Consider the following 20,239-nt stretch of genomic DNA (forward strand, 5'->3'; position numbering starts at 1 on the left):
ATGCGGTAATGTTAGATCGGCATGGTAAAGCGTGACCCACCGGGGAAGACAGGTGTGTACATAAAACCGACAGACCATGCACTAACCGTTGCGCAAACACTAACAAAAAAAATTTGCACGGACGGATAATGGCATACTGCCTCTTCAGTTAATACGAATTGGCAACGACCACGTAACTTGCACGTAAGCCAGGCGTGCCAGCATCAGGGGGCGCTAGGTATTGATGCAGAGCAGTTAATCAGTTAATGGACCGATGCGGTCTGTCGAAAAAACGTAGGTCCGGTGATGGCCGGGCACCAAAAGGGGTCGCAGCAGAACGCTGCGTAATTCGCACATAGCGACACGTACACGACAGTTGGTTTCGATATTCGTCTAATGGGAAATCAGAAAAAAACGGCCGGTCGGACGGGTAACACCCTGCGAACGCTTCTTCTGTTTGTCGCATTCGTGGGTTCTTTCATCGTGGTGCAGACCTGGTGGGAGATTCGTCAAGACCGCCAATTGACCATCGATGCCGAGAAAAACGGATCGCTGGTGGCCGTGCGCAGCGTGCAGGAGCATGCCGACAGCGCCTTCCGCAGCGTCGACGCCATGCTCACCATGACGTCCGACCGCATCGCCAATGGCGAGCGACTGCTCGATGACGGCCAGGCCCTCTACCAGTTGCTCGGCCAGCAGAAGCAGCGCATGCAGGCCGTGCTGGCCCTGCGCCTGGTCGATGCCAATGGCGTCAACCGCGCCAGCTCGTTGCGCCCGCTCGACCAGGAAGTCAATCCGGACGATCTCAAACTGCGCTTCATCGATAGCAACCCGGCCCGGCCACGCCTGTTCGTGGGGCCCCTCACCCGCAGCCGCTACAACCAGGAACTGGTGTTGCCGATTGCCATGAACCTGTACGACAACCGCACCGGTCACCTGGGCATGCTGGTGGCCGAACTGCGGGCGTCCTACTTCTTCGACTTCTACAAGCGCATCACCAACTTCGAGGCGATCGTTTCGTTGCGGGGCGAAGATGGCGTGATGCTGATCCGCTCACCCTACGAGGAACGCTGGCTCAACACCAACCTGCGCGATGCCAGGAGCATGGTGCGCATCCGCAGCGGCCCGGAAGAAGGCGGCTTCGAAGATGTCTCCCACCTGACCGGCGAACACTTGCTGTTTACCTACAAGCGGCTGCAGGACTGGCCGGTGCTGGTGGTCTATGCGCGCCGCATGGACGACGTGCTGGCGCCCTGGCGCAGCCGCACCGAGAACCGCATCCTGCTGGCCTCGGGCATACTCGGCTTCATCCTGATCGCGCTGATTTCGTTCCTGGTGTACTACCGCTACCAGCGGCGCGTCGACAATGCCCTCACCGTCAGTGAATACCGCTACCGCAAGCTCTACGAAGAAGGCGCCGATCCGATCGTGCTGATTTCGTCGGACATGCGCTACCTCGATTGCAACGTCGCTGCCGTGCGCTTTTTCGGCGTGCCCGACAAGGAACGCATCGTCGGCCGCAAAGTGGGCCTGTTCTCGCGCCAGAAATCGATCCACATCGAGCAGCCCGACATCGACGACCTGGTGGGCCGGGCGCTGTCCGGCCAGCCGCAGCAATTCGAGTGGGTCACGGTACGGCGCAACAAGATCATCTACACCGATGTGACGCTCAACCGCGCCGAGCTCGATCGCGGCTACGCCATCTTTGCGATCCTGCGCGACATCAGCGCCCGCAAGCGCGCCGAGTTGCTGCAGAGCCAGCAGAACCGGGTGCTGCACATGGTGATGGCCGACGAAGACCTGGACGCGATCCTGTCCGAGATCGTCAGCTTCGCCGATTCGCAGATTCCCTACGCCGCCTGCTGCGTGCTGCTGGTCAATGAGCAGGCCACCCACTTCACCTCGGTGCTGAGCCATCGCCATCCCGAGAGCCTGATGCGCCAGTTGCAGGGCATGGCCATCCGTCATGGCAACGGCGTCGGCGCCGAAGCCGCATTGCGCCGCGCGCCCTGCATCGTCACCGATATCGCGCGCGACCCGATGGTGGAAAACCTGCGGCCGCTGATCGATGCCGAGGTCTATCCCTCGTGCGGCGCCTGGCCGATCATCGGCAAGGAAGGGCAATTGCTGGGGGTATTCTCGGCCCTGCTGAAGGAAAACCAGGCGCCCAGCTCGGAATACCTGCAACTGGCCAATATTGCCGCCGACCTGGCCAGCGTAGCCATCGAAAGCCGGCGTGCCGATGAGCGGATCCGCCACCTGGCGCATTACGACGAACTGACCGGCCTGCCCAACCGCTTCCTGTGCACCCAGCACGTGAGCAATGCCATCACCCACGCCGAGCACCGCGACGGCATGGTGGCGGTGCTGCTGATGGACCTGGATCGCTTCAAGAACATCAACGACACCTTCGGCCACGAGACCGGCGAGGCTGTACTGCAGGAAATCGCCCAGCGCTTCCGGGGCTGCCTGCGCGAGCTGGATATCCTGGCGCGCGTGGGCGGTGACGAATTCATCGTGCTGATCGACGATTTCGACGATCCGCTGCAACTGGGCGAGATCGCCCAGAAGCTGCTGGAAGAGGCGCGCAAGCCGTTCATCATCGATGGCCAGGAAGCGCAACTGTCGGCCAGCATCGGCATTGCAACCTACCCCGGCGACGGCAACAATGCCCAGGCGCTGATCAAGAATGCCGACATCGCCATGTACCGCGCCAAGCATCACGGCAAGGACGATTACCGCTTCTTCTCGGACGAGGTCAACACCAATACGGTCGAGCGCATCGCGCTCGAAGCGGAACTGCGCCGGGCCATCGAGCGTGGCGAGTTCGTGGTGCATTACCAGCCCAAGGTCAACCTGGCCAGCGGCCTGGTGGTCGGCGCCGAGGCCCTGGTGCGCTGGCAGCATCCGGTGCGCGGCTTGCTGCCGCCGGCCGAATTCATCACGCTGGCCGAAGAAACCCGCCTGATCGAGCAGATCGGCCTGGCGGTGCTCGACACCACATGCCGCGATGGCGCTCAGTTGCTGGCGCGGGGACTGGAGTTCGGGCGCATCTCGATCAACCTCACCGGCAGCCAGTTCGGCGACGCCAATCTGCTGGGCGACATCAAACGGGTGGTGGCCGCGCATGGCACGCCGCCGTCCTGCCTAGAGTTCGAGATCACCGAGAGCATGGTGATGCACAACCGCGACCAGGCCATCGCCATCATGGATGGCATCCGCGCCGAGGGCTTCACGATCTCGATCGACGACTTCGGCACCGGTTACTCATCGCTGGCCTACCTGAAGCGCTTTCCGGTCAATACGCTCAAGATCGACAAGTCGTTCATCAACGATATTCCCGACGACCCCAACGGCAGCGCCATCGTCCAGGCGATCATCGCCATGGGCCATGCGCTCAACCTGAAGGTGGTCACCGAAGGCGTCGAAACGGCCAAGCAATTGCACGCGCTGCGCGAATTCGGATCGGACGAATACCAGGGTTATTACTTCAGTAAGCCGGTGCCGCTGGAGAAGTTCCTGCAACTGCTGCAGCACCAGCAGGACCACATGGGCACCCTCATGGTGCGCCCTGAGAAAATGGCTAGCCTGCAGCGGGCGCCGCACGCCTGAGCGGCGCTGCGACTCACTATTTTCCGACCAGCCGATCGACCCGGTACAGGTCCGGAAACAGCCGGATCCACAGCAACACGATGAGGATGGTGCCGATGCCGCCGATCAGGACCGCCGGCACGGCCCCGAACCAGGCTGCCGTGAGGCCCGATTCGAATTCGCCCAACTGGTTGGAGGTGCCGATGAAGACCGAGTTGACGGCCGACACCCGCCCCCGCATCTGGTCCGGCGTTTCCAGCTGCACGAACGACGAGCGCACCACCACGCTGATCATGTCGGACGCGCCCAGCACCGCCAGCGCCGCCAGCGACAAGGCGAACGAACGCGACAGGCCGAACACGATGGTGGCCAGCCCGAACACCCCGACGGCGATGAACATGGTGCGCCCCACCCGCCCGCGCAACGGATGACGCGCCAGCAATAAGGCCACCGCCAGTGCGCCCACCGCCGGCGCCGAACGCAACAGGCCGAGTCCGGCCGAATCGGTGTGCAGGATATCCTGCGCATAGATCGGCAGCAGCGCAGTCGCGCCGCCCAGCAGCACGGCGAACATGTCCAGCGAGATGGCGCCCATGATGGCCGGCTTGCTGCGGATGAAGGCCAGGCCGGCGAAGACCGACGACAGGCTGGCCCCGCTGCTCTTGCCGCTGCTGTTGCCCGCGTTCACCGGCGCCGCCGCAGGACGCTTGATGAGCGTCAGCATCAGGCTGCACAGGGCGAACAGGACGCAACTGCTGGCATACACCACCACCGGCCCGGCCACATAGAGAAAACCGCCCACGGCGGGGCCGATGATGATGGCGAACTGGGTGGCCGAGGCCGAACCGGCCACCGCGCGGGGCAACAGCGCCGGCGGCATCAGGCTGGGCAATAAGGCGCTCATGGTCGGCTTGGAAAAAGCCCGCCCGGCGCCGATCACGAACACCACCGCAAAGATGATCTCGCGATTGAGCCAGCCCTCGATGCTGCCCAGCGCCAGTGCGGCAGCGGCCAGCGCTTCGACCAGGGCGCTGATGCGCGCCACGTTGCGCCGGTCGTAGCGATCGGCCACGTGGCCGACCACGAACACCAGAAACAGCGACGGGATGAATTGCACCAGCCCCACCAGGCCCAGGTCGAATGCGCTATGGGTCAGTTGGTAGACCTGCCAGCCGACAGCCACGATCTGCATCTGCAAGGCGATGGTCGAGGCCACGCTGGCGCCCCAGAACAGTTTGAAGGGAGTGTGATGACGCAGTAGCGAGCCGGCGTCGGCGGAAGCGGAAGATGACATGGATGAAGGTCGGAAGGTCGAACATGCCGGCGCGGCGCCGGCAAGATCATGGATCGGCGTAAATTGTTATAAATATTATGAACCGGCATCGGTCATTGGCGCCGATGCCGAGTGCCCTGCACTACTGGAACGGCCCGGCTATACTACCCGATCCTGCGCCAACCGGCCCGCCGCACCTCGGCGCCACGCCGGGCACAATAAACAAGGAGAACCTGCATGCAGTATCGTCAACTCGGCCGCACCGACCGCAAGGTGAGCCTGATCACCCTCGGCACCATGACCTGGGGTCAGCAAAATACCGAAGCCGAGGCCCATTCGCAGCTCGACCTGGCGGTCGAACGCGGCATCAACCTGATCGACGTGGCCGAGATGTATCCGGTGCCGCCGATGCCCGAGACGCAAGGCCTGTCGGAGCGCTACCTGGGGTCGTGGCTAAAGAAATCGGGATGGCGCGAGCGCCTGCTGATTGCCACCAAATGCACCGGCCCGGCACGCAAGCCGCACAATCCGCGCCACATCCGCGGCGGCATCAACAACCTGGATCGCCGGGGCTTGACCGATGCCTTGCACGGCAGCCTGGAGCGGCTGCAACTGGATCATGTCGACCTGTATCAGCTGCATTGGCCGGACCGCAGCGTCAACAGCTTCGGCCAGCTCGGCTACCAGCACATCACCGACGAAGAGACGGTCGCCATCGACGAGACGTTGACCGTCCTGTCCGAATTCGTCAAGGCCGGCAAGATCGGCCATATCGGCTTGTCCAACGAGACCTCATGGGGTGTCGGCCAGTTCCTGCGCGCGGCCGAACGCCACAACCTGGAACGGGTGGTCAGCATCCAGAATCCGTACAACCTGCTCAACCGCAGCTTCGAGGTCAACCTGGCCGAATATGCCCATCGCGAAGATGTCGGCCTGCTGGCCTATTCGCCCCTGGCGTTCGGCATGTTGAGCGGCAAGTATCTGGACGGCGCACGCCCGGCAGCCGGTCGCCTGACGCTGTTCGAACGCTTCCAGCGCTATAACAGTCCCGAAGCCTTCCGCGCCACCGAGGCGTATGTGGCGCTGGCGCGTGAACACGGGCTGGACCCGGCGCAGATGGCGCTGGCCTACGTCAACAGCCGGCCGTTCGTGACCTCCAACATCATCGGCGCCACCACGCTGGACCAACTGCGGGCCAACATCGACAGCCTGCAGGTGCCATTGAGCGAGGCGGTGATTGCCGGTATCGAGGCGATTCACAAAAGCCAGCCGAACCCGGCGCCGTAATCCTTGCGGGCCGCGCGCCGCCAGCGATCGCGCGTTCAGTCGCCGCCGCTTTCGGTGGCGGCGGCCTGCGCCACCTGGTCCGGGCGCGCGCCGTAACGTGCCGCCAGGACTGCGCACACCATCAACTGCAACTGGTGAAACAGCATCACCGGCAGCAGCACCATGCCGATGCTGCCGCTGGCAAACAGCACCTTGGCCATCGGCACGCCACTGGCCAGGCTTTTCTTCGAGCCGCAAAAGACGATGGTGATCTCGTCTTCCTTGTTGAAGCCAAGACGGCGGCTGCCGAACGTGGTGAGCAGCATGATCAGCGCCAGCAGTACCGCATTGATCACCAGCACCGTGGCCAGCATGCTGGCCGGCACCTGATGCCACAGCCCCTCCACCACCGCTTCGCTGAAGGCCACGTAGACCACCAGCAGGATCGAGCTCTGGTCGACGAACTTGAGCCAGGACTTGTTGCGCGCGATCCAGTCGCCGATCCAGCCGCGCAGGACCTGCCCGGCCACGAACGGCAGCAGCAACTGGTAGACGATCTTGAGGATCGAATCCAGCGACACCTGCTGGCCGCCGTGCGCCACCACCAGCACACCCACCAGCAAGGGCGTGAGGAAAATACCTAACAGATTGGACGCCGACGCGGCGCAGATGGCGGCCGGCACATTGCCACGCGCCACCGACGTGAAGGCGATCGACGACTGCACCGTGGACGGCAATACGCACAGGTACAACAGGCCGATGTAGAGCTCCGGCGCCAGCACGTGACTGAGCAGCGGGCCAGCCAGCAGACCGATCAGCGGGAACAACGCGAAGGTGCACAACAGTACCGTCAGGTGCAGCCGCCAGTGGGTCAGCCCCGCCACCACCGCTTCGCGCGGCAGCTTGGCACCGTGCATGAAGAACAGCAGGCCGATCATGAACGTGGTGAGCCAGTCAAAACCGACCGCCACCGTGCCGGTGCAAGGCAGGATCGAGGCCGTAATCACCACCGCCACCAGCAGCAGGGTCATGTTATCGGGAAGAAAACGGGGGCGCGCCATGATCGGGTCTGTCCTTTATTCGCTTGGGGTGCGCTTAAGACTTGCGCACGAATTCGGTCTTCAGGCTCATGTTGCCGAAGCCGTCGATCTTGCAGTCGATATCGTGGTCGCTGTCGACCAGGCGGATGTTCTTGACCTTGGTGCCCATCTTGACCACGCCACCGCCGCCCTTGAGCTTGAGATCCTTGATGACGGTCACCGAGTCGCCGTCCTGCAGCACGTTGCCGGCGCTGTCGCGATAGACGCGGGCGACCTCGCCGGTGGCGGCGACTGCCTGGGCGCTCCATTCGTGGGCGCATTCGGGGCAGACCAGCATCAGGCCGTCTTCATAAGTGTATTCGGAACTGCACTGGGGACATGCGGGCAAGGCACTCATCGAAAAATCCTGGCAAAGAAAAATGGGACGCAAGTATAGCGCGTGGGCGCCGCGCCGACCTTGACCAGGCTCAGCTTAGACGCCAAAAGAAAAACGGCAAGCCCTGGTGCAGGACCTGCCGTCGGCAACGCATTCACAGGGCAACCCGCTCACCACAGCCAGAACATCAGCAGCCACGAGTAGTTGATCAGCGCCAGGCCGGCCAGCACCGGCACCAGCGCCAGCAGGCGATGGGGCCACGAAGTGGCGTAGCGGCCGATCACTTTCCAGGCCAGCAGCAGGCTCCACAAGGTCATCACCGACAACAGCGCGGCGCGCACGTCGTTGGCCCAGTCGACCGGCCAGTGCTCGGCCCGCAACAGGCTGATGGTGGTGGCCGACAAACCCACGAAGACACCGCAACCCGCCAGCGGGATCAGGGTCTGCACCAGATGGTTGAAGCGGCTCCAGTCCCACTTGGCTCCCAGCAGGCGCGCGCCCAGCGCGAACATCAGCGTCACGCCCGTGCCCAGCACCAGGGCGGTGACCGAGATATAGCCGACCACCATGGCGCCATCGAGCCAGGTGAAGACATCGCTTTGCTGCGGGTAGTTGGTCAACAGCCACCATGGCGCCTGGGTGCCGAACGGCCACATGATGTCGCGCTCGATCAGCCAGCCGGCGATTTCTTGCTTGATGGTGACGAACCAGGGACTGGCCGACCAGTGGAAGGCGCCGATGGCAATGCCCAGCAGGCCGTACAGCACCAGTGCGCTTTCCCACAGGTTGTTGTTGGTCTTGCCGAAGGTCACCACTTCGACGGTCGGTGCGCGGAAGGTCAAGGCGATGGCGTCGCGATGACCGGCGCAACGGCCGCACATGTGGCAGTCGGAAGCGCCCTTCATGTTGCGCAGCGGCACCAGCGGCGCGCAATTGATGGGGATGATCTTGTGCTCGGGATGGTACGAGGCGCGCCAGGCTTCTTCGTCGACCTTGTAGTGCATCGGCGCCAGCTTGGCCAGCAAGCCGAACACGCCATTGACCGGGCACAGGTACTTGCACCAGACCCGCTTGTCGCGGCCATACAGGTAACCGACGATGATGGCGCCGACGGTCGAGCCGCCCAGCACCAGCAGCACTGCCTTGGGATACTGGTAGACGCTGACCATCTGGCCGTACACGGTGGTCAGGGCAAAGGCCACGAAGGGCCAGCCGCCCCAGCGCATCCACTTGGGGATGGCGCGACCGCGACCGTACTTGCTGGCGAATTCGGTCAACGCCCCTTCGGGGCACAGCACCCCGCACCAGACCCGGCCCATCAGCACCATGCTGACCAGCACGAACGGCCACCAGATACCCCAGAAGGCAAACTGGGCGATCAGGGTCAGGTTGGACCAGAGATGGGCGGTTTCGTCGGGCAGCGGCATGAACACCGGCACCAGGATCAGTAGCGCATACACGGCCACCACGATCCATTGGATGCCACGGATCAATGCGCCATTGCGGCGCATCCAGTCGCCCGTACGCGAGAGCAGGGTCGGCGATTGCGTACAGGTATTCATGGGCTTCTCAGACTGCAGGTTGCCTCTGGGATTGAGGCTTCGGTTTGCGGTAAAGCGCCGAGCATATCACAACCCAATAAACCACATAGACGATCACCGACAGCAACGCCGGACGGGCCCGATAACCGGTCAAGGTCGAGATCAGGCTACCGGCGGTGGTCGAGTCGTCCAGCAGCCAGGCGGTATCCCAGACCGGCGCGGTAAGGGTCATGGTCCAGTCGGCCGAGGCCAGCATGTCGGAGCTTTCCAGCAGCACGTCGAACAACTTTTCGACACCGGTCACCAGCAGGCCGGCCGCCAGCAACAGCAGGATCACTTCGGTGACCTGGAAGAAACGACGCCACGAGAAGATCTTGCCGCCCAGCTGCAGGATATAGAAGGTCAGGAAAGCCAGGCCGAAACCGATCACGCCAGCCAGGACCAGCGAAGCCGTGCTGGCTTCCTGCTGGCCCAGGCCGATGCCGTATAGAAACACGGCCGTCTCGCTGCCTTCGCGCGCAATCGCCAGCGCCACCAGCACGAACACGCCCCACCAGTTGCCGCTCTGGACATTGCTCTGCATCGAGCTTTCCATGTCCTTCTTGAGGGTGCGGCCGTGCTTGCGCATCCAGAACACCATCTGCACGATCAGCACCGAGGCGATCAGGACGATGGCAATCTGGAAATAAGTCTGGGCATCGCCCGACAGCATTTCGGAAAAGCCGAGCAGCGCGCCGCCCAGCGCTGCGGCCAGCACCACGCCGGCCACCACGCCGGCCCACAGGTAAGGCAGGCCGCGACGCGCGGAGATATCACCGTTTTTCAGCCAGGCATACAAAATACCGACCACCAGAAGCGCCTCGACGCTTTCGCGCCAGACGATGAACATGACCTGTCCCATTGATAAGCTTCCCTATAATCCACACACTATTCAAACCATTCCGGCCGCTGGGCGGTCCCGGATGACGCTGTCTCTCCTCGCGTCCCGCTTGGTTGCCTTGACGGCTATCGTTATGCCACTCCTGCAGGCGCGGACCTGCAAGAGCCAACCTACGCCGACGACTTACTTGGCCACGATCACGCCTTGCGGCATGTTCAGGTGGAAGTCATCGAAGAACTTGTATTCGCCCGGACGCAGCGGCGCGATCACGACGAACGACTGCGCGCCCGGCGCCAGCACCTTCTCCTTGCGCAGTTCGATGCTCTCGAACTCGGCGGCCGACTTGCCGATGTTATGGATCTCGATCTTGATGCGCTGGCCGGTCGGCACTTCAATGCGCGGCGGAATCAACTTGCCATCCTGCATTTCCAGCTTGAAGGTCGGCAGGTCGGCGGCAACCGCCATGGTGGACGCAGCCAGCAGCACGGCTGCGGTCAACATCGCACGGACGTTGCGGACTTTGGATAGGGACATGAACGCTCCGGTACTCTCAAATGGAAGCGGCCGCACTGATGATCGATGCCGGGTTCAATCCCATCATCAGACCTTCAGGCAGCCGAGTGTCGAACTGCTGAACTAGCCCGGCGCCGGCATCGGCCGGCACCAGGCGTGAAATCAGTAACCGCCCTTCTTGCCGACGCCGGCGAACGGGAAGTCGTAATTCAGTTCGAAGGTCTTGAACCATGGACCGACGCCGGTTTCCTTGTCGACGTGGCGACCGAAGTGCGCGTGCTCATTGCCGGCCGGCGACGAGATGGTCAGCTTCAGCTTGTACTTGCCAGGGCCGTCGAGCTTGACGTTGTCACCGTAGTGCGGGCCATCGTTGGCCACCATCGGCATCATGTCGCCCTTGATCGACTTGGTCGAACCGGCCTTGGTCAGTTCGTACTTGATCACCAGGTAAGGCATCCAGTCGCCCTCGGCGAAACCGTTAGGGTTCTTGGCCACGGCACGGATGTCGGCTTCGAGGTGGATATCGGACTCTTCCGCCTTGCGCATCATGCCGTCCGGTTCCATCTTGACCGGCTGCAGATAGACGGCGTTGACTTCAAAACCATTCTGGATCTGCGGCTTGCCGATCGGATATTCGGCGGCCATGGCAACCCCTGCGGTGCAGGCCATCATGACTGCGGCAACGGCGAGTTTCTTGATACCAATCATCTTTGTGTTCTCCTGGTCGATCAAATGATAATGATTAGCATTAATTGTAACACCATTTTGGTGCCGCCCGGGATGCCCACAGACAAGCTTTGGGGCATCCCCCGCAAAGCCGCGCCGCGCATGAAAAAACGCCCGCCGCCCTGATCTCTGCGTCAACGGAGTTAGCGTTTTTGCAGAGCCCGGACAGCGGGCGTTTCTAAACTTTTCAGACGGTTGCTGCTACCTCGGCTGGCGCCGTGGAAATTAGAACTCTTCCAGCTCCACGCCCAGCTTCTTGACTTGCGCACTGGTCGTCTTGAGACGCGCATTGGCCGGCGTGATGTCGATGGCACCGCGGCTCACGACGTTCTGGGGCTGAGGGGCCGCCAGGCGCGACGCATCCAGCTTGAACACGCTGACCACCTGCTCCAGCGTCTCGGCCTGCTGCTGCAACGCCTGCGCGGCGGCAGCGGCTTCTTCGACCAGCGCGGCATTCTGCTGGGTGCTCTGATCCATCTGCGACACCGCCAGGTTGACCTGGCTGATGCCCGAGCTCTGCTCTTCGCTGGCCGACGCGATGTCGCCCACGATCTGGGTCACGCGCTGGACGCTGTCGACGATTTCGCTCATGGTGGTGCCGGCCTGCTCGACCAGCTTGCTGCCGGTGCCGACCTTGTCGACCGAGTCATCGATGAGCGACTTGATTTCCTTGGCGGCGGCAGCCGAACGCTGGGCCAGCGAGCGCACTTCCGAGGCCACCACGGCGAAACCGCGGCCCTGCTCGCCGGCACGCGCCGCTTCGACGGCGGCATTCAGCGCCAGGATGTTGGTCTGGAACGCGATGCCATCGATGACCGCGATGATATCGACGATCTTGCGCGACGAATCGTTGATCGAATTCATGGTATCGACCACCTGGCGCACCACGTCGCCGCCCTGCGAGGCGATGTTCGAGGCCGACAGCGCCAGCTTGTTGGCAGCGCGGGCGTTCTCGGTGTTCTGCTGCACCACAGATGTCAGTTGCTCCAAACTGGAGGCGCTTTCTTCCAGCGCTGCGGCCTGCTGCTCGGTGCGGGCCGACAGGTCGGCATTGCCGGCGGCGATCTGGCGTGCCGCCACGCTGACCGAATCAGTCGACACGCGGGTGGTGGCCACTACTTCGACGATACGGGCCAGCAGCTTGTTGAAGGCGGTGGCAGTGCGGCCGATTTCGTCCATGCGCTCCACCGGCACCGGACGCGACAGGTCCAGGGTCTGGCTGACGTGTTCGAAGTTTTCCTGGATCTTGCCCAGGCTGCGGCTCAGGTGGCGCAGCAACTGGATGCCCAGCAATGCGGTCACCAGCACGGCGGCCACGATCACGGCCACCATGGCGCGGAAGGCAAAGGCATAGGCATCGTCACTCTCGGCGCGCACGGCAGCGATCAGCTTGCCGTTATAGGCGATGTGCTCATCGAATCCCTTGGCTGCGGCGCCTGCCGTGACGGCCAGCGGAGTGCCGGCTTCCAGCGTGGCGCGCACGCCATCCAGGTTGTTTTCGTAGGCCGCCGCAAAGAACGGGATCAGCGCCTTGCGATAGGCTTCCACGTTGGCCTTGTCGGCTGCGATCATGGCGCGGTCGGTGTCGTCATAGACGCGCTCTTTTTCGTAGCGGTTCAACTCGTCATCGAGGGCCTTGTTGGTGACGTCGAGGGTCTTTTGCAAGGCGCTCTTGTCGGGCAGGTTGCCGAACACGGCCAGGCGATAACCGGCCAGGCGGGTGTTGACCAGCGCGCTCTTGGCGGCATTGAGCCCCTCGATGCTGGGGATGATGCGATTCTGGATGGTATCGAGACGTTGCTGTGCGCGCTGCAACTGCAGCAGGCCGTCGCCGCCAACGAACAGCAGAGCGAGCAAGGCTGTCGCCAGGGTAATGATCAGGCGGTTGGTGATCGTCATAATGTGCGAATCCATGAGTGATATTGATTGAATCCCGGGGGCATGCCCCCGGTGCCGGATGTGTCTCGTCCTGGCATGGTGTTGCGCGGGCTTGTCGCCTCTACTCTGTGTATGTAATGGGTGGCCGGCGCCGATGTCGCCTCAGGCTGCCAGTGCAGCGTCGGCCGGCACGCTGCCCAGTTGCTCGCGGTGCTGCTGGCAGAACGCCAGGCCGGCGCGGTAGCCGACATCGAACAGGCGTTGCATGTTCGACGACGACCAGTCCAGCACCTCCGGCCAATGCTGCTCGGGCACGTCACGCATCAGGTCGACCTTGAGCATGCGTCGACGCTGGGCGCCGGTCACCGGGTCGGTGTTGTGTTCGAGTTCGAACAGGCGCTGCTCGGCCTTGGAAATCTTGACCAGCGGCGTGATGATGGAACGCACCCAGGCATCGTAGAGATTACGGGGCTTGCGAATCAGGCGGTCGTCGCCCAGGATGTCGAGCACCACCAGCGTGTCGACTTCGGGATGGCGCGCGGGCTGGCCGTCGCTGCCGGCGATGAAGGGATCGAAGTTGAGCGTATCCAGGGCCGCGCCCTCGATATAGTTTTCGCCGTCGATCTCGGTGGGCGCATACAGGAACGGGAATGACAGCGAGGCCCGCACATGCGCGGCGCCGATCTCGTGCTTGCCCCAGACCTGCATCTGGTGACGGTCGACGTTATAGGCATTGATATAGAACTCGGGCGCCATGCGCGGCACCGCGTCGAAGTCGATCGACTGTTCCAGGAAAGGCAGATGGGCGCACAAGCCCAGGCTGCCGGAATTGAGGTCGGAGGGCGACATGGCCGACATCATCAGATGCATCCAGTCATTCCACTTGGTCTGGGCGTCGGCGAACTGCTGGGTGAACATCTGCGCAAACGGGTTGCTGCTCATGGCCGGCATGCCCTGCATCTGCTGCATGAACGAATCGCGATAACTCTCGGCTTGCGAGCCCGGCTTCTTGAAGACCTTGTAGTTCACCGGAAACAGCTTGTAGATACTGTCGGCCACGCCCACTTCGGCCCAGCGCATCAGCGCCTCACGCGGAGAAACATCGCGCGGCGCAGTGTAGAGCAGCCCCATCAGCACCCCGGCGCCCGATGCCGAGATGACATCGAATTCGATGCCTTCGGCCAGAAACGCCGCCAATGCGCCCGCGATCAGTGTCGAATTGGGCGCCCCGCCGCCGATGACCAGACCGAGCTTTCCCCGCCCCTGTTGCTTGTTCATTTTTTCCCCCTGTGTCGACGCACACCGCAAAGTTGCTGGTGATGGCCGCCCGCGTTCCCTGTTAGTCGGCACCATGAATGTCATGAGGTAACTATCGCGTACGTCGGGAATATAGCCTCAAAGCAATTTGACGGTGGGGTTCGGTGTGATTTTATTAGCGCATAACAGGCATTCACGAATTTGATATGTCGCGCCGGAGTTGATGTTGCAGCGCAAAAAAGTCGAACAGCGGTCAATCTGCACGCCGTTGTAATCATGCTGTAAGGAAAGTCAGCATTAACAGCCAAATAATTAATATAAAGACAACTCCAGGCTTGATTCCGGGATGAAACAAATGATTGGCAGGCAATGGCTTTATGTAACTCTCTGTGTCAAACTGATTGCCGCCTCCCCAGCCAGCTCGACTACAACACTGCTCAATCTTCGCAATGACCCGTTCCAGCATATTGATGGTTGATCCCAGCCCAGAATCGGTGGAACTGGCGCGCTTCAGTCTTTGGCGCAGCAAGCTGGACTGCGCCTTCGGCTGGTTCGAGGACGCCGAACAAGCCGCCGAGTCGCTGTTCTCGCCGACCGCCATGACGGGCCCCGACGACACCCTTCCCTATCTACTCTTGCTTGAACCCAAATTGCCACGCATGGATGGGCTGGAGCTGTTGCGCCAGGTTCGCAGCCACGCCCATACGCGTGACTTGCCGGTGGTGATGTTCTGCAACAGTGGCGATGCCGATGATGAAGCCGCTGCCATGGCGGCGGGCGCCAACAGCTACCTGGTCAAGCCGGTCGACGCCAAGGAATTCATGCAACTGGTCGTCGATACCGTGCTCCGGTGGCGCAATATTTCCCACGGAAAATAAACCCGCCCTTATTTTTTTGCTACCCCCGGGAAAATCCCGATTACCCCCGCCCCCGTAAGAAATTAAGATTTCAACAACGCTCGACGCTGCAGCAATGTCATTGCACGCGGCCAGGCACTAAGTTGTCTTTCTTGATTTTTGTTATTCTTTTTACAATAATCAACAACAGCAGTCCGGTCATCCAACACGATGTCCATCACGGGGAGAAGCACATGAAATGGTTTTATGATCTCAAGATTTCCAGGAAATTGATCACCGCATTCCTGGTCGTCGTCATGATGGTCGCGGCGCTGGGGGCGTTCGCGGTACGTCAGCTGGACAAGGTCAATTCGGCCTCGACCGAAATCGCCACCAACTGGTTGCCCAGCATTCGCACGCTGTCGGTCATCCAGTTGACGCTGTCGCGCGTGCGCAGTTTCGAAATGCAGCACATCCTGGCCAGCGATCCCAAGGAATTCGCCGAGATCGAGCAAAGCAGCCAGAAGCAGATCGACCTGCTCAAGAAACAATTGGCGCTGTATGACGGCCAGATCTCCGAACCCGAGGAAAAAGCGCTCTATCCGGAAGTACAGAAGCTGATCGCCAGCTTTCTGGCCGAACATGAAAAGATCATCGCGCTGTCCAAACAGGACAAGAACGATGAAGCGCGCACCCTGCAACGCGGTGAAGCCACGCGCGCCTATCGGGCCCTGCTGCAGAACCTCGAAAAGCTGATCAACGTCAACGACACCGGCGCCGATGGCTCCAATGCGTTGGCCGATGCGATCTATGCGCAGTCGCGGTTGTGGATCATCGTCCTGGTATTGAGCTGTGTCGCCCTGTCGATGTTGCTGGCCATGTGGGTGTCGCGCCTGATTGCCCGCCCCATCGAAGAAGCGGTGGCGGTCGCCCAGCGCGTCGCCGGTGGCGACCTGACCGCCAACATCCAGTCGACCAGCAAGGATGAGGCTGGCCAGTTGCTGGACGCGCTCAAGACCATGAACGGCAGCCTGCTGACCATCGTCGCCGAAGTGCGCCAGGGCACCAGCACCATCACCACGGCATCGACCGAGATCGCCGCCGGCAACCTCGACCTGTCGTCGCGTACCGAACAACAGGCCAGCTCGCTGGAAGAAACCGCCTCGGCCATGGAAGAGTTGACCTCGACCGTGAAGCAGAACGCCGACAACGCCAAGCAGGCCAACCAGCTCGCCGTGTCGGCCTCGGAAGTGGCATCGGCCGGTGGCGACGTGGTCGGCAAGGTGGTCGATACCATGGGCTCGATCAACGAATCGTCGCGCAAGATCGCCGACATCATCAGCGTCATCGATGGCATCGCGTTCCAGACCAATATCCTGGCGCTGAATGCTGCCGTTGAGGCCGCACGGGCCGGTGAACAGGGCCGTGGCTTTGCGGTGGTGGCATCCGAAGTGCGTTCGCTGGCGCAGCGCTCGGCGGCCGCCGCCAAGGAAATCAAGGGACTCATCGAGGGTTCGGTGGCGCAGGTCGACCTGGGCAGCAAGCTGGTCGAAGAAGCCGGCTCCACCATGACCGAAGTGGTCAACAGCGTGCGCCGCGTGACCGATATCGTGGCCGAGATCACCTCGGCCAGCCAGGAGCAGAGCGAAGGCATCGAGCAGATCAACCTGGCCATCACGCAGATGGATGAAGTCACGCAGCAAAATGCCGCGCTGGTGGAGCAAGCTGCCGCTGCCGCACAATCGCTGCAAGAGCAGGCCGAGAAACTGACCGATACCGTCAGCGTCTTCAAGCTCGACAGCAATGCCGTGGCCACGCCGCCCAAGTCCACTTTCTCGGCCGCCGCCGCGCCCAAGGGCAACACCTTTGCGCCGCGCAATACGCCGCCACGCAAGCGCACGCAAGATGTGACGCCGCCCAAGCCGGCACTGAAGGCGTCCGCCCCCGCAGCCAGCAAACTGGCGCCGGCCAGCGATGACAGCGGATCGTGGGAAACCTTCTGAGGCCAGTCATTGCCCGGGTGACCTGACCCGGGGTGTGATCAGGACCATGAAAAACACCAGCTTGCCCAACGGCGCGCTGGTGTTTTTTTATGGATATCAATATGCGAAATCATTCGTTCAGCCAGCGCAGGCACGACGGTTAGAGTGGTTTTTCCCTCCACGACTCGTCTGCCTACCATGTCGCAAGCTCCGCAATGGAAATTCGAAACGATCTCGGTCCACGCCGGCTACTCTCCCGATCCCACCACCCGGGCGGTGGCGGTGCCGATCTATCAAACGGTGGCGTTTGCGTTTGACGACACCCAGCACGGCGCCGACCTGTTCGACCTGAAGGTGCAGGGCAATATCTACTCGCGCATCATGAACCCCACCCAGGACGTGCTGGAGCAGCGGGTGGCGGCGCTCGAAGGCGGTATTGCTGCGTTGGCGGTGGCCTCAGGCCAGGCCGCCGTCACCTATGCGATCCAGACCATTGCCGAAGCCGGCGACAACATCGTGTCGGCCTCGACCCTGTATGGCGGCACCTACAACCTGTTTGCCCACACGCTGCCGCAATTCGGCATCGAGACCCGCTTCGCCGATCCGCGCGACCCGGCCTCCTTTGCCCCGCATATCGACGCCCGCACCAAGGCCATCTTCATCGAATCGATCGGTAATCCGCTGGGCAACATCACCGACATCGCCGCCATTGCCGATATCGCCCATCAGCACGGCGTGCCACTGATCGTCGACAACACGGTGGCCACGCCCTACCTGCTGCGCCCGATCGAGCATGGCGCCGACATCGTGGTGCATTCGCTCACCAAATACCTGGGTGGCCATGGCACCAGCCTGGGCGGCGCGATCGTCGATTCCGGCAAGTTTCCGTGGGCGCGCCACAAAGAGCGATTCAAGCGCCTCAACGAACCTGACGTCAGCTATCACGGCGTGGTCTATACCGAAGCGCTCGGTGACGCCGCCTATATCGGCCGCGCACGGGTGGTGCCGTTGCGCAATACCGGCGCTGCACTGTCGCCGTTCAACAGTTTCCTGATCCTGCAAGGCATCGAGACCCTGGCGCTGCGACTGGACCGGATCACCGCCAACGCACTGGCCGTGGCCAGGTACCTCAAGCAACATGCCAAGGTGAACTGGGTCAACTACGCCGGGCTGGAAGACCACCCCGATCACGCGCTGGCCAAGAAGTACCTGCAAGGAAAGTCGTCGGGCGTGCTGACCTTTGGCGTGCAGGGCGGGCTGGCCGGCGGCGCCAGGTTCCAGGATGCATTGCAGCTGTTCACGCGGCTAGTCAATATCGGCGACGCCAAATCGCTGGCGACCCATCCGGCGTCGACCACGCATCGCCAACTGTCGCCGGCCGAGTTGATCAAGGCCGGCGTGACCGAAGACACGGTGCGACTGTCGATCGGCATCGAACACATCGATGACCTGATCGCCGACCTGGAGCAGGCGCTGGCCGCAATTTGAAGAAAGTGTGAGGGGAGCAGAAAAGAAAAAAGGGTCCATCTTGCGATGGACCCTTTATATCTGGTGCGGCTGGCAGGAATCGAACCCACGACCCCTTGGTTCGTAGCCAAGTACTCTATCCAGCTGAGCTACAGCCGCGAAAGAAAAGATTATAACCGCGTTTTTTGCATTGTGGAAGCCCCTTTTTCACTCTCGGGATGACCTTATTGGCCCGGACGGCTATCATGGCCACCATGCAAGCCCACTTCCCTGCCACCTCCATCGATCCCCGCCTCCAGGAAGAACGCATCCGCGACCAGGAGCGCAGCCGCATCGCGCGCGACCTGCACGATGAACTGGGGGCGCACCTGACCGGCATCGGCATGGCACTTGGCCAGTTGCGCGAACAGATCAACGATCACCCGGCCGCAGAACAGGCCGACTACGCCCAGACCCTGTTGCACCGGGCCAATGACGCCTTGCACGCCGTCATTGATGGGTTGCGCCCGCCCATCGTCGAATTCGGCCTGGCCGATACGCTGCAATGGGCCGCGCGCGAGTTCACCCGGCACAGCGGCATACCCTGCAGCGTGCAAGCACCGGCCGAGCTGGACGGTCTTGACGAGTCTGCGGTGCTGATGGTGCTGCGCATCGTGCGCGAGGCCTTGTCCAACGTGAGCCGCCATGCCCAGGCGCGCCAGGTTTCCCTCAGCGCGCGGCGCGATGGCAAGGGAATCCACCTGCAGATTGCCGATGACGGGCGCGGCTTCGATGGCACCCATCCGCCCCGCCTGGGCCACGGCCTGGGCAACATGCGCCACCGGGCGCAAGCGCTGGGCGGCGGCTTGCAAATCTTCAGCACACCGGGCCAGGGAACGGTGGTCGTGCTCACGCTGCCTGTTGCTGGCTGAGCGAACACTATAAAATACGGGCTCACCGACTCGAGGGTCTGCGCCCTGCCCCCATGAGCAAGAAAGCCACTGCCACCATCAAGGTCCTGATTGCCGACGACCACGCCATCGTGCGCGAGGGTCTGCGCCAGATCTGCGCCGGCTCCAAGGACATCGCAGTGACCGGCAACGCCGCCAACGGATCGGAGGCGATCAAGCTGGCCCGCGAAGGCGACGGCGACGTGATGCTGCTCGACATCGTGCTGCCGGACCGCAGCGGCATCGAGATCCTCAAACAGATCCGCAAGGAGCACCCGCAACTGCCGGTGCTGATCCTGTCGATCCATCGCGAAGACCAATACGCTATTCGCGCCCTCAAGGCGGGCGCTGCCGGCTTCCTGAACAAGCAGGTGGCACCGGCCGAGCTGCTGGCGGCGATCCGGCAGGCGGCCAGCGGGCGCAAGTACATCAGCCCGTCACTGGCCCAGGAGCTGGCCAACCAGATCGGCTTCGACCACGACACGCCGCTGCACGAGACGCTGTCCGATCGCGAATACCAGACCATGGTGATGATCGCCTCGGGCAAGACCGTCAGCGACATCGCCGCCGAGCTGTCGCTCTCGGTCAAGACCATCAGCATGTACCGCTCGCGAGTATTGGTGAAGATGAAGATGCGGCATAACGCCGAGCTGACGCATTACGCCCTGAAAAACAAACTGGTGGAATAAAAGCCACACTTGGGAC

The 20,239-nt window shown here is 62.3% G+C and carries 16 protein-coding genes, 1 tRNA gene and 1 pseudogene; 7 read left to right on the top strand and 11 right to left on the bottom strand.

All coding sequences use genetic code 11. The features are described from left to right. Positions 1 to 375: 375 nt before the first annotated feature. Positions 376 to 3,591, top strand: a complete 3,216-nt coding sequence (locus LBW87_RS21070; protein ID WP_225203434.1) for an EAL domain-containing protein — start codon at positions 376 to 378, stop codon at positions 3,589 to 3,591. 16 nt (positions 3,592 to 3,607) lie between these two features. Here the strand turns inward: LBW87_RS21070 and LBW87_RS21075 are convergent, their stop codons facing one another. Further along, positions 3,608 to 4,864 carry an MFS transporter gene (locus LBW87_RS21075; RefSeq protein WP_225203435.1) on the bottom strand — a complete coding sequence of 419 codons (1,257 nt, stop codon included), beginning with the start codon at positions 4,862 to 4,864 and terminating at the stop codon, positions 3,608 to 3,610. A gap of 216 nt (positions 4,865 to 5,080) precedes the next feature. On the opposite strand from LBW87_RS21075, the gene LBW87_RS21080 reads away from it, so the two are divergent. Then, entirely contained in the window at positions 5,081 to 6,130 is a 1,050-nt protein-coding gene (locus LBW87_RS21080) for an NADP(H)-dependent aldo-keto reductase (protein ID WP_225203436.1), read from the top strand. A 35-nt stretch (positions 6,131 to 6,165) separates the two neighbouring features. Here the strand turns inward: LBW87_RS21080 and LBW87_RS21085 are convergent, their stop codons facing one another. The 9 genes and pseudogenes from LBW87_RS21085 to LBW87_RS21120 all read right to left on the bottom strand — a co-directional run bounded on the left by LBW87_RS21085 (position 6,166) and on the right by LBW87_RS21120 (position 14,341). Continuing rightward, positions 6,166 to 7,170, bottom strand: coding sequence for a bile acid:sodium symporter family protein (locus LBW87_RS21085; RefSeq protein ID WP_225203437.1), 1,005 nt, complete (start codon positions 7,168 to 7,170; stop codon positions 6,166 to 6,168). A gap of 34 nt (positions 7,171 to 7,204) precedes the next feature. Beyond that, on the bottom strand, positions 7,205 to 7,546 hold the full coding sequence (locus LBW87_RS21090; RefSeq protein ID WP_225203438.1) for a zinc ribbon domain-containing protein YjdM: 342 nt from the start codon (positions 7,544 to 7,546) through the stop codon (positions 7,205 to 7,207). A gap of 149 nt (positions 7,547 to 7,695) precedes the next feature. Then, complete coding sequence (locus LBW87_RS21095; protein ID WP_225203489.1) at positions 7,696 to 9,036, bottom strand: 4Fe-4S binding protein; 1,341 nt, start codon at positions 9,034 to 9,036, stop codon at positions 7,696 to 7,698. Between the two features lie 58 nt (positions 9,037 to 9,094). Then, the gene (locus LBW87_RS21100) at positions 9,095 to 9,967 is read right to left on the bottom strand and encodes an FTR1 family iron permease (protein ID WP_225203439.1); all 873 of its coding nucleotides are present in this window, start codon (positions 9,965 to 9,967) and stop codon (positions 9,095 to 9,097) included. Positions 9,968 to 10,129: 162 nt separating this feature from the next. After that, entirely contained in the window at positions 10,130 to 10,447 is a 318-nt protein-coding gene (locus tag LBW87_RS21105) for a cupredoxin domain-containing protein (RefSeq protein ID WP_413927669.1), read from the bottom strand. Between the two features lie 174 nt (positions 10,448 to 10,621). Next, positions 10,622 to 11,167 (bottom strand): iron transporter, encoded by a 546-nt coding sequence (locus LBW87_RS21110; RefSeq protein WP_225203441.1) that lies wholly within the window; start codon positions 11,165 to 11,167, stop codon positions 10,622 to 10,624. A 243-nt stretch (positions 11,168 to 11,410) separates the two neighbouring features. Continuing rightward, complete coding sequence (locus LBW87_RS21115) at positions 11,411 to 12,517, bottom strand: methyl-accepting chemotaxis protein (protein ID WP_413927670.1); 1,107 nt, start codon at positions 12,515 to 12,517, stop codon at positions 11,411 to 11,413. 90 nt (positions 12,518 to 12,607) lie between these two features. Next, a pseudogene (locus tag LBW87_RS24085) lies at positions 12,608 to 13,099 on the bottom strand (MCP four helix bundle domain-containing protein); the annotation flags it as partial. Positions 13,100 to 13,225: 126 nt separating this feature from the next. Next, on the bottom strand, positions 13,226 to 14,341 hold the full coding sequence (locus LBW87_RS21120) for a patatin-like phospholipase family protein (protein ID WP_225203442.1): 1,116 nt from the start codon (positions 14,339 to 14,341) through the stop codon (positions 13,226 to 13,228). A 449-nt stretch (positions 14,342 to 14,790) separates the two neighbouring features. On the opposite strand from LBW87_RS21120, the gene LBW87_RS21125 reads away from it, so the two are divergent. From LBW87_RS21125 to LBW87_RS21135, 3 genes are all read left to right on the top strand, one after another. Continuing rightward, the gene (locus tag LBW87_RS21125) at positions 14,791 to 15,198 is read left to right on the top strand and encodes a response regulator (RefSeq protein ID WP_225203443.1); all 408 of its coding nucleotides are present in this window, start codon (positions 14,791 to 14,793) and stop codon (positions 15,196 to 15,198) included. A 212-nt stretch (positions 15,199 to 15,410) separates the two neighbouring features. Further along, positions 15,411 to 17,159 (top strand): methyl-accepting chemotaxis protein, encoded by a 1,749-nt coding sequence (locus LBW87_RS21130; protein WP_225203444.1) that lies wholly within the window; start codon positions 15,411 to 15,413, stop codon positions 17,157 to 17,159. A gap of 177 nt (positions 17,160 to 17,336) precedes the next feature. After that, complete coding sequence (locus LBW87_RS21135) at positions 17,337 to 18,626, top strand: O-acetylhomoserine aminocarboxypropyltransferase/cysteine synthase family protein (protein WP_225203445.1); 1,290 nt, start codon at positions 17,337 to 17,339, stop codon at positions 18,624 to 18,626. Between the two features lie 61 nt (positions 18,627 to 18,687). Here the strand turns inward: LBW87_RS21135 and LBW87_RS21140 are convergent. Beyond that, positions 18,688 to 18,764, bottom strand: a tRNA-Arg gene (locus LBW87_RS21140). A gap of 86 nt (positions 18,765 to 18,850) precedes the next feature. Between LBW87_RS21140 and LBW87_RS21145 the strand changes: the two genes are divergently transcribed. Both LBW87_RS21145 and LBW87_RS21150 read left to right on the top strand, forming a co-directional pair. Beyond that, positions 18,851 to 19,516, top strand: a complete 666-nt coding sequence (locus LBW87_RS21145; RefSeq protein WP_225203446.1) for a sensor histidine kinase — start codon at positions 18,851 to 18,853, stop codon at positions 19,514 to 19,516. A gap of 53 nt (positions 19,517 to 19,569) precedes the next feature. Further along, positions 19,570 to 20,223, top strand: a complete 654-nt coding sequence (locus LBW87_RS21150; RefSeq protein WP_225203447.1) for a response regulator transcription factor — start codon at positions 19,570 to 19,572, stop codon at positions 20,221 to 20,223. Positions 20,224 to 20,239: the final 16 nt, after the last annotated feature.

Source organism: Herbaspirillum sp. alder98 (genome assembly GCF_020179755.1).
GTDB lineage: Bacteria > Pseudomonadota > Gammaproteobacteria > Burkholderiales > Burkholderiaceae_D > Herbaspirillum.

What these genes read in the sequence shown, in the direction of transcription:
- LBW87_RS21150 (WP_225203447.1), top strand. Translation starts at nt 19,570, where the DNA reads ATGAGCAAGAAAGCCACTGCCACCATCAAGGTCCTGATTGCCGACGAC.
- LBW87_RS21145 (WP_225203446.1), top strand. Translation starts at nt 18,851, where the DNA reads ATGGCCACCATGCAAGCCCACTTCCCTGCCACCTCCATCGATCCCCGC.
- LBW87_RS21105 (WP_413927669.1), bottom strand. Translation starts at nt 10,447, where the DNA reads ATGTTGACCGCAGCCGTGCTGCTGGCTGCGTCCACCATGGCGGTTGCC.
- LBW87_RS21130 (WP_225203444.1), top strand. Translation starts at nt 15,411, where the DNA reads ATGAAATGGTTTTATGATCTCAAGATTTCCAGGAAATTGATCACCGCA.
- LBW87_RS21080 (WP_225203436.1), top strand. Translation starts at nt 5,081, where the DNA reads ATGCAGTATCGTCAACTCGGCCGCACCGACCGCAAGGTGAGCCTGATC.
- LBW87_RS21085 (WP_225203437.1), bottom strand. Translation starts at nt 7,170, where the DNA reads ATGGCGCGCCCCCGTTTTCTTCCCGATAACATGACCCTGCTGCTGGTG.
- LBW87_RS21125 (WP_225203443.1), top strand. Translation starts at nt 14,791, where the DNA reads ATGGTTGATCCCAGCCCAGAATCGGTGGAACTGGCGCGCTTCAGTCTT.
- LBW87_RS21090 (WP_225203438.1), bottom strand. Translation starts at nt 7,546, where the DNA reads ATGAGTGCCTTGCCCGCATGTCCCCAGTGCAGTTCCGAATACACTTAT.
- LBW87_RS21075 (WP_225203435.1), bottom strand. Translation starts at nt 4,864, where the DNA reads ATGTCATCTTCCGCTTCCGCCGACGCCGGCTCGCTACTGCGTCATCAC.
- LBW87_RS21115 (WP_413927670.1), bottom strand. Translation starts at nt 12,517, where the DNA reads ATGGTGGCCGTGATCGTGGCCGCCGTGCTGGTGACCGCATTGCTGGGC.
- LBW87_RS21110 (WP_225203441.1), bottom strand. Translation starts at nt 11,167, where the DNA reads ATGATTGGTATCAAGAAACTCGCCGTTGCCGCAGTCATGATGGCCTGC.
- LBW87_RS21120 (WP_225203442.1), bottom strand. Translation starts at nt 14,341, where the DNA reads ATGAACAAGCAACAGGGGCGGGGAAAGCTCGGTCTGGTCATCGGCGGC.
- LBW87_RS21070 (WP_225203434.1), top strand. Translation starts at nt 376, where the DNA reads ATGGGAAATCAGAAAAAAACGGCCGGTCGGACGGGTAACACCCTGCGA.
- LBW87_RS21100 (WP_225203439.1), bottom strand. Translation starts at nt 9,967, where the DNA reads ATGGGACAGGTCATGTTCATCGTCTGGCGCGAAAGCGTCGAGGCGCTT.
- LBW87_RS21135 (WP_225203445.1), top strand. Translation starts at nt 17,337, where the DNA reads ATGTCGCAAGCTCCGCAATGGAAATTCGAAACGATCTCGGTCCACGCC.
- LBW87_RS21095 (WP_225203489.1), bottom strand. Translation starts at nt 9,036, where the DNA reads ATGCGCCGCAATGGCGCATTGATCCGTGGCATCCAATGGATCGTGGTG.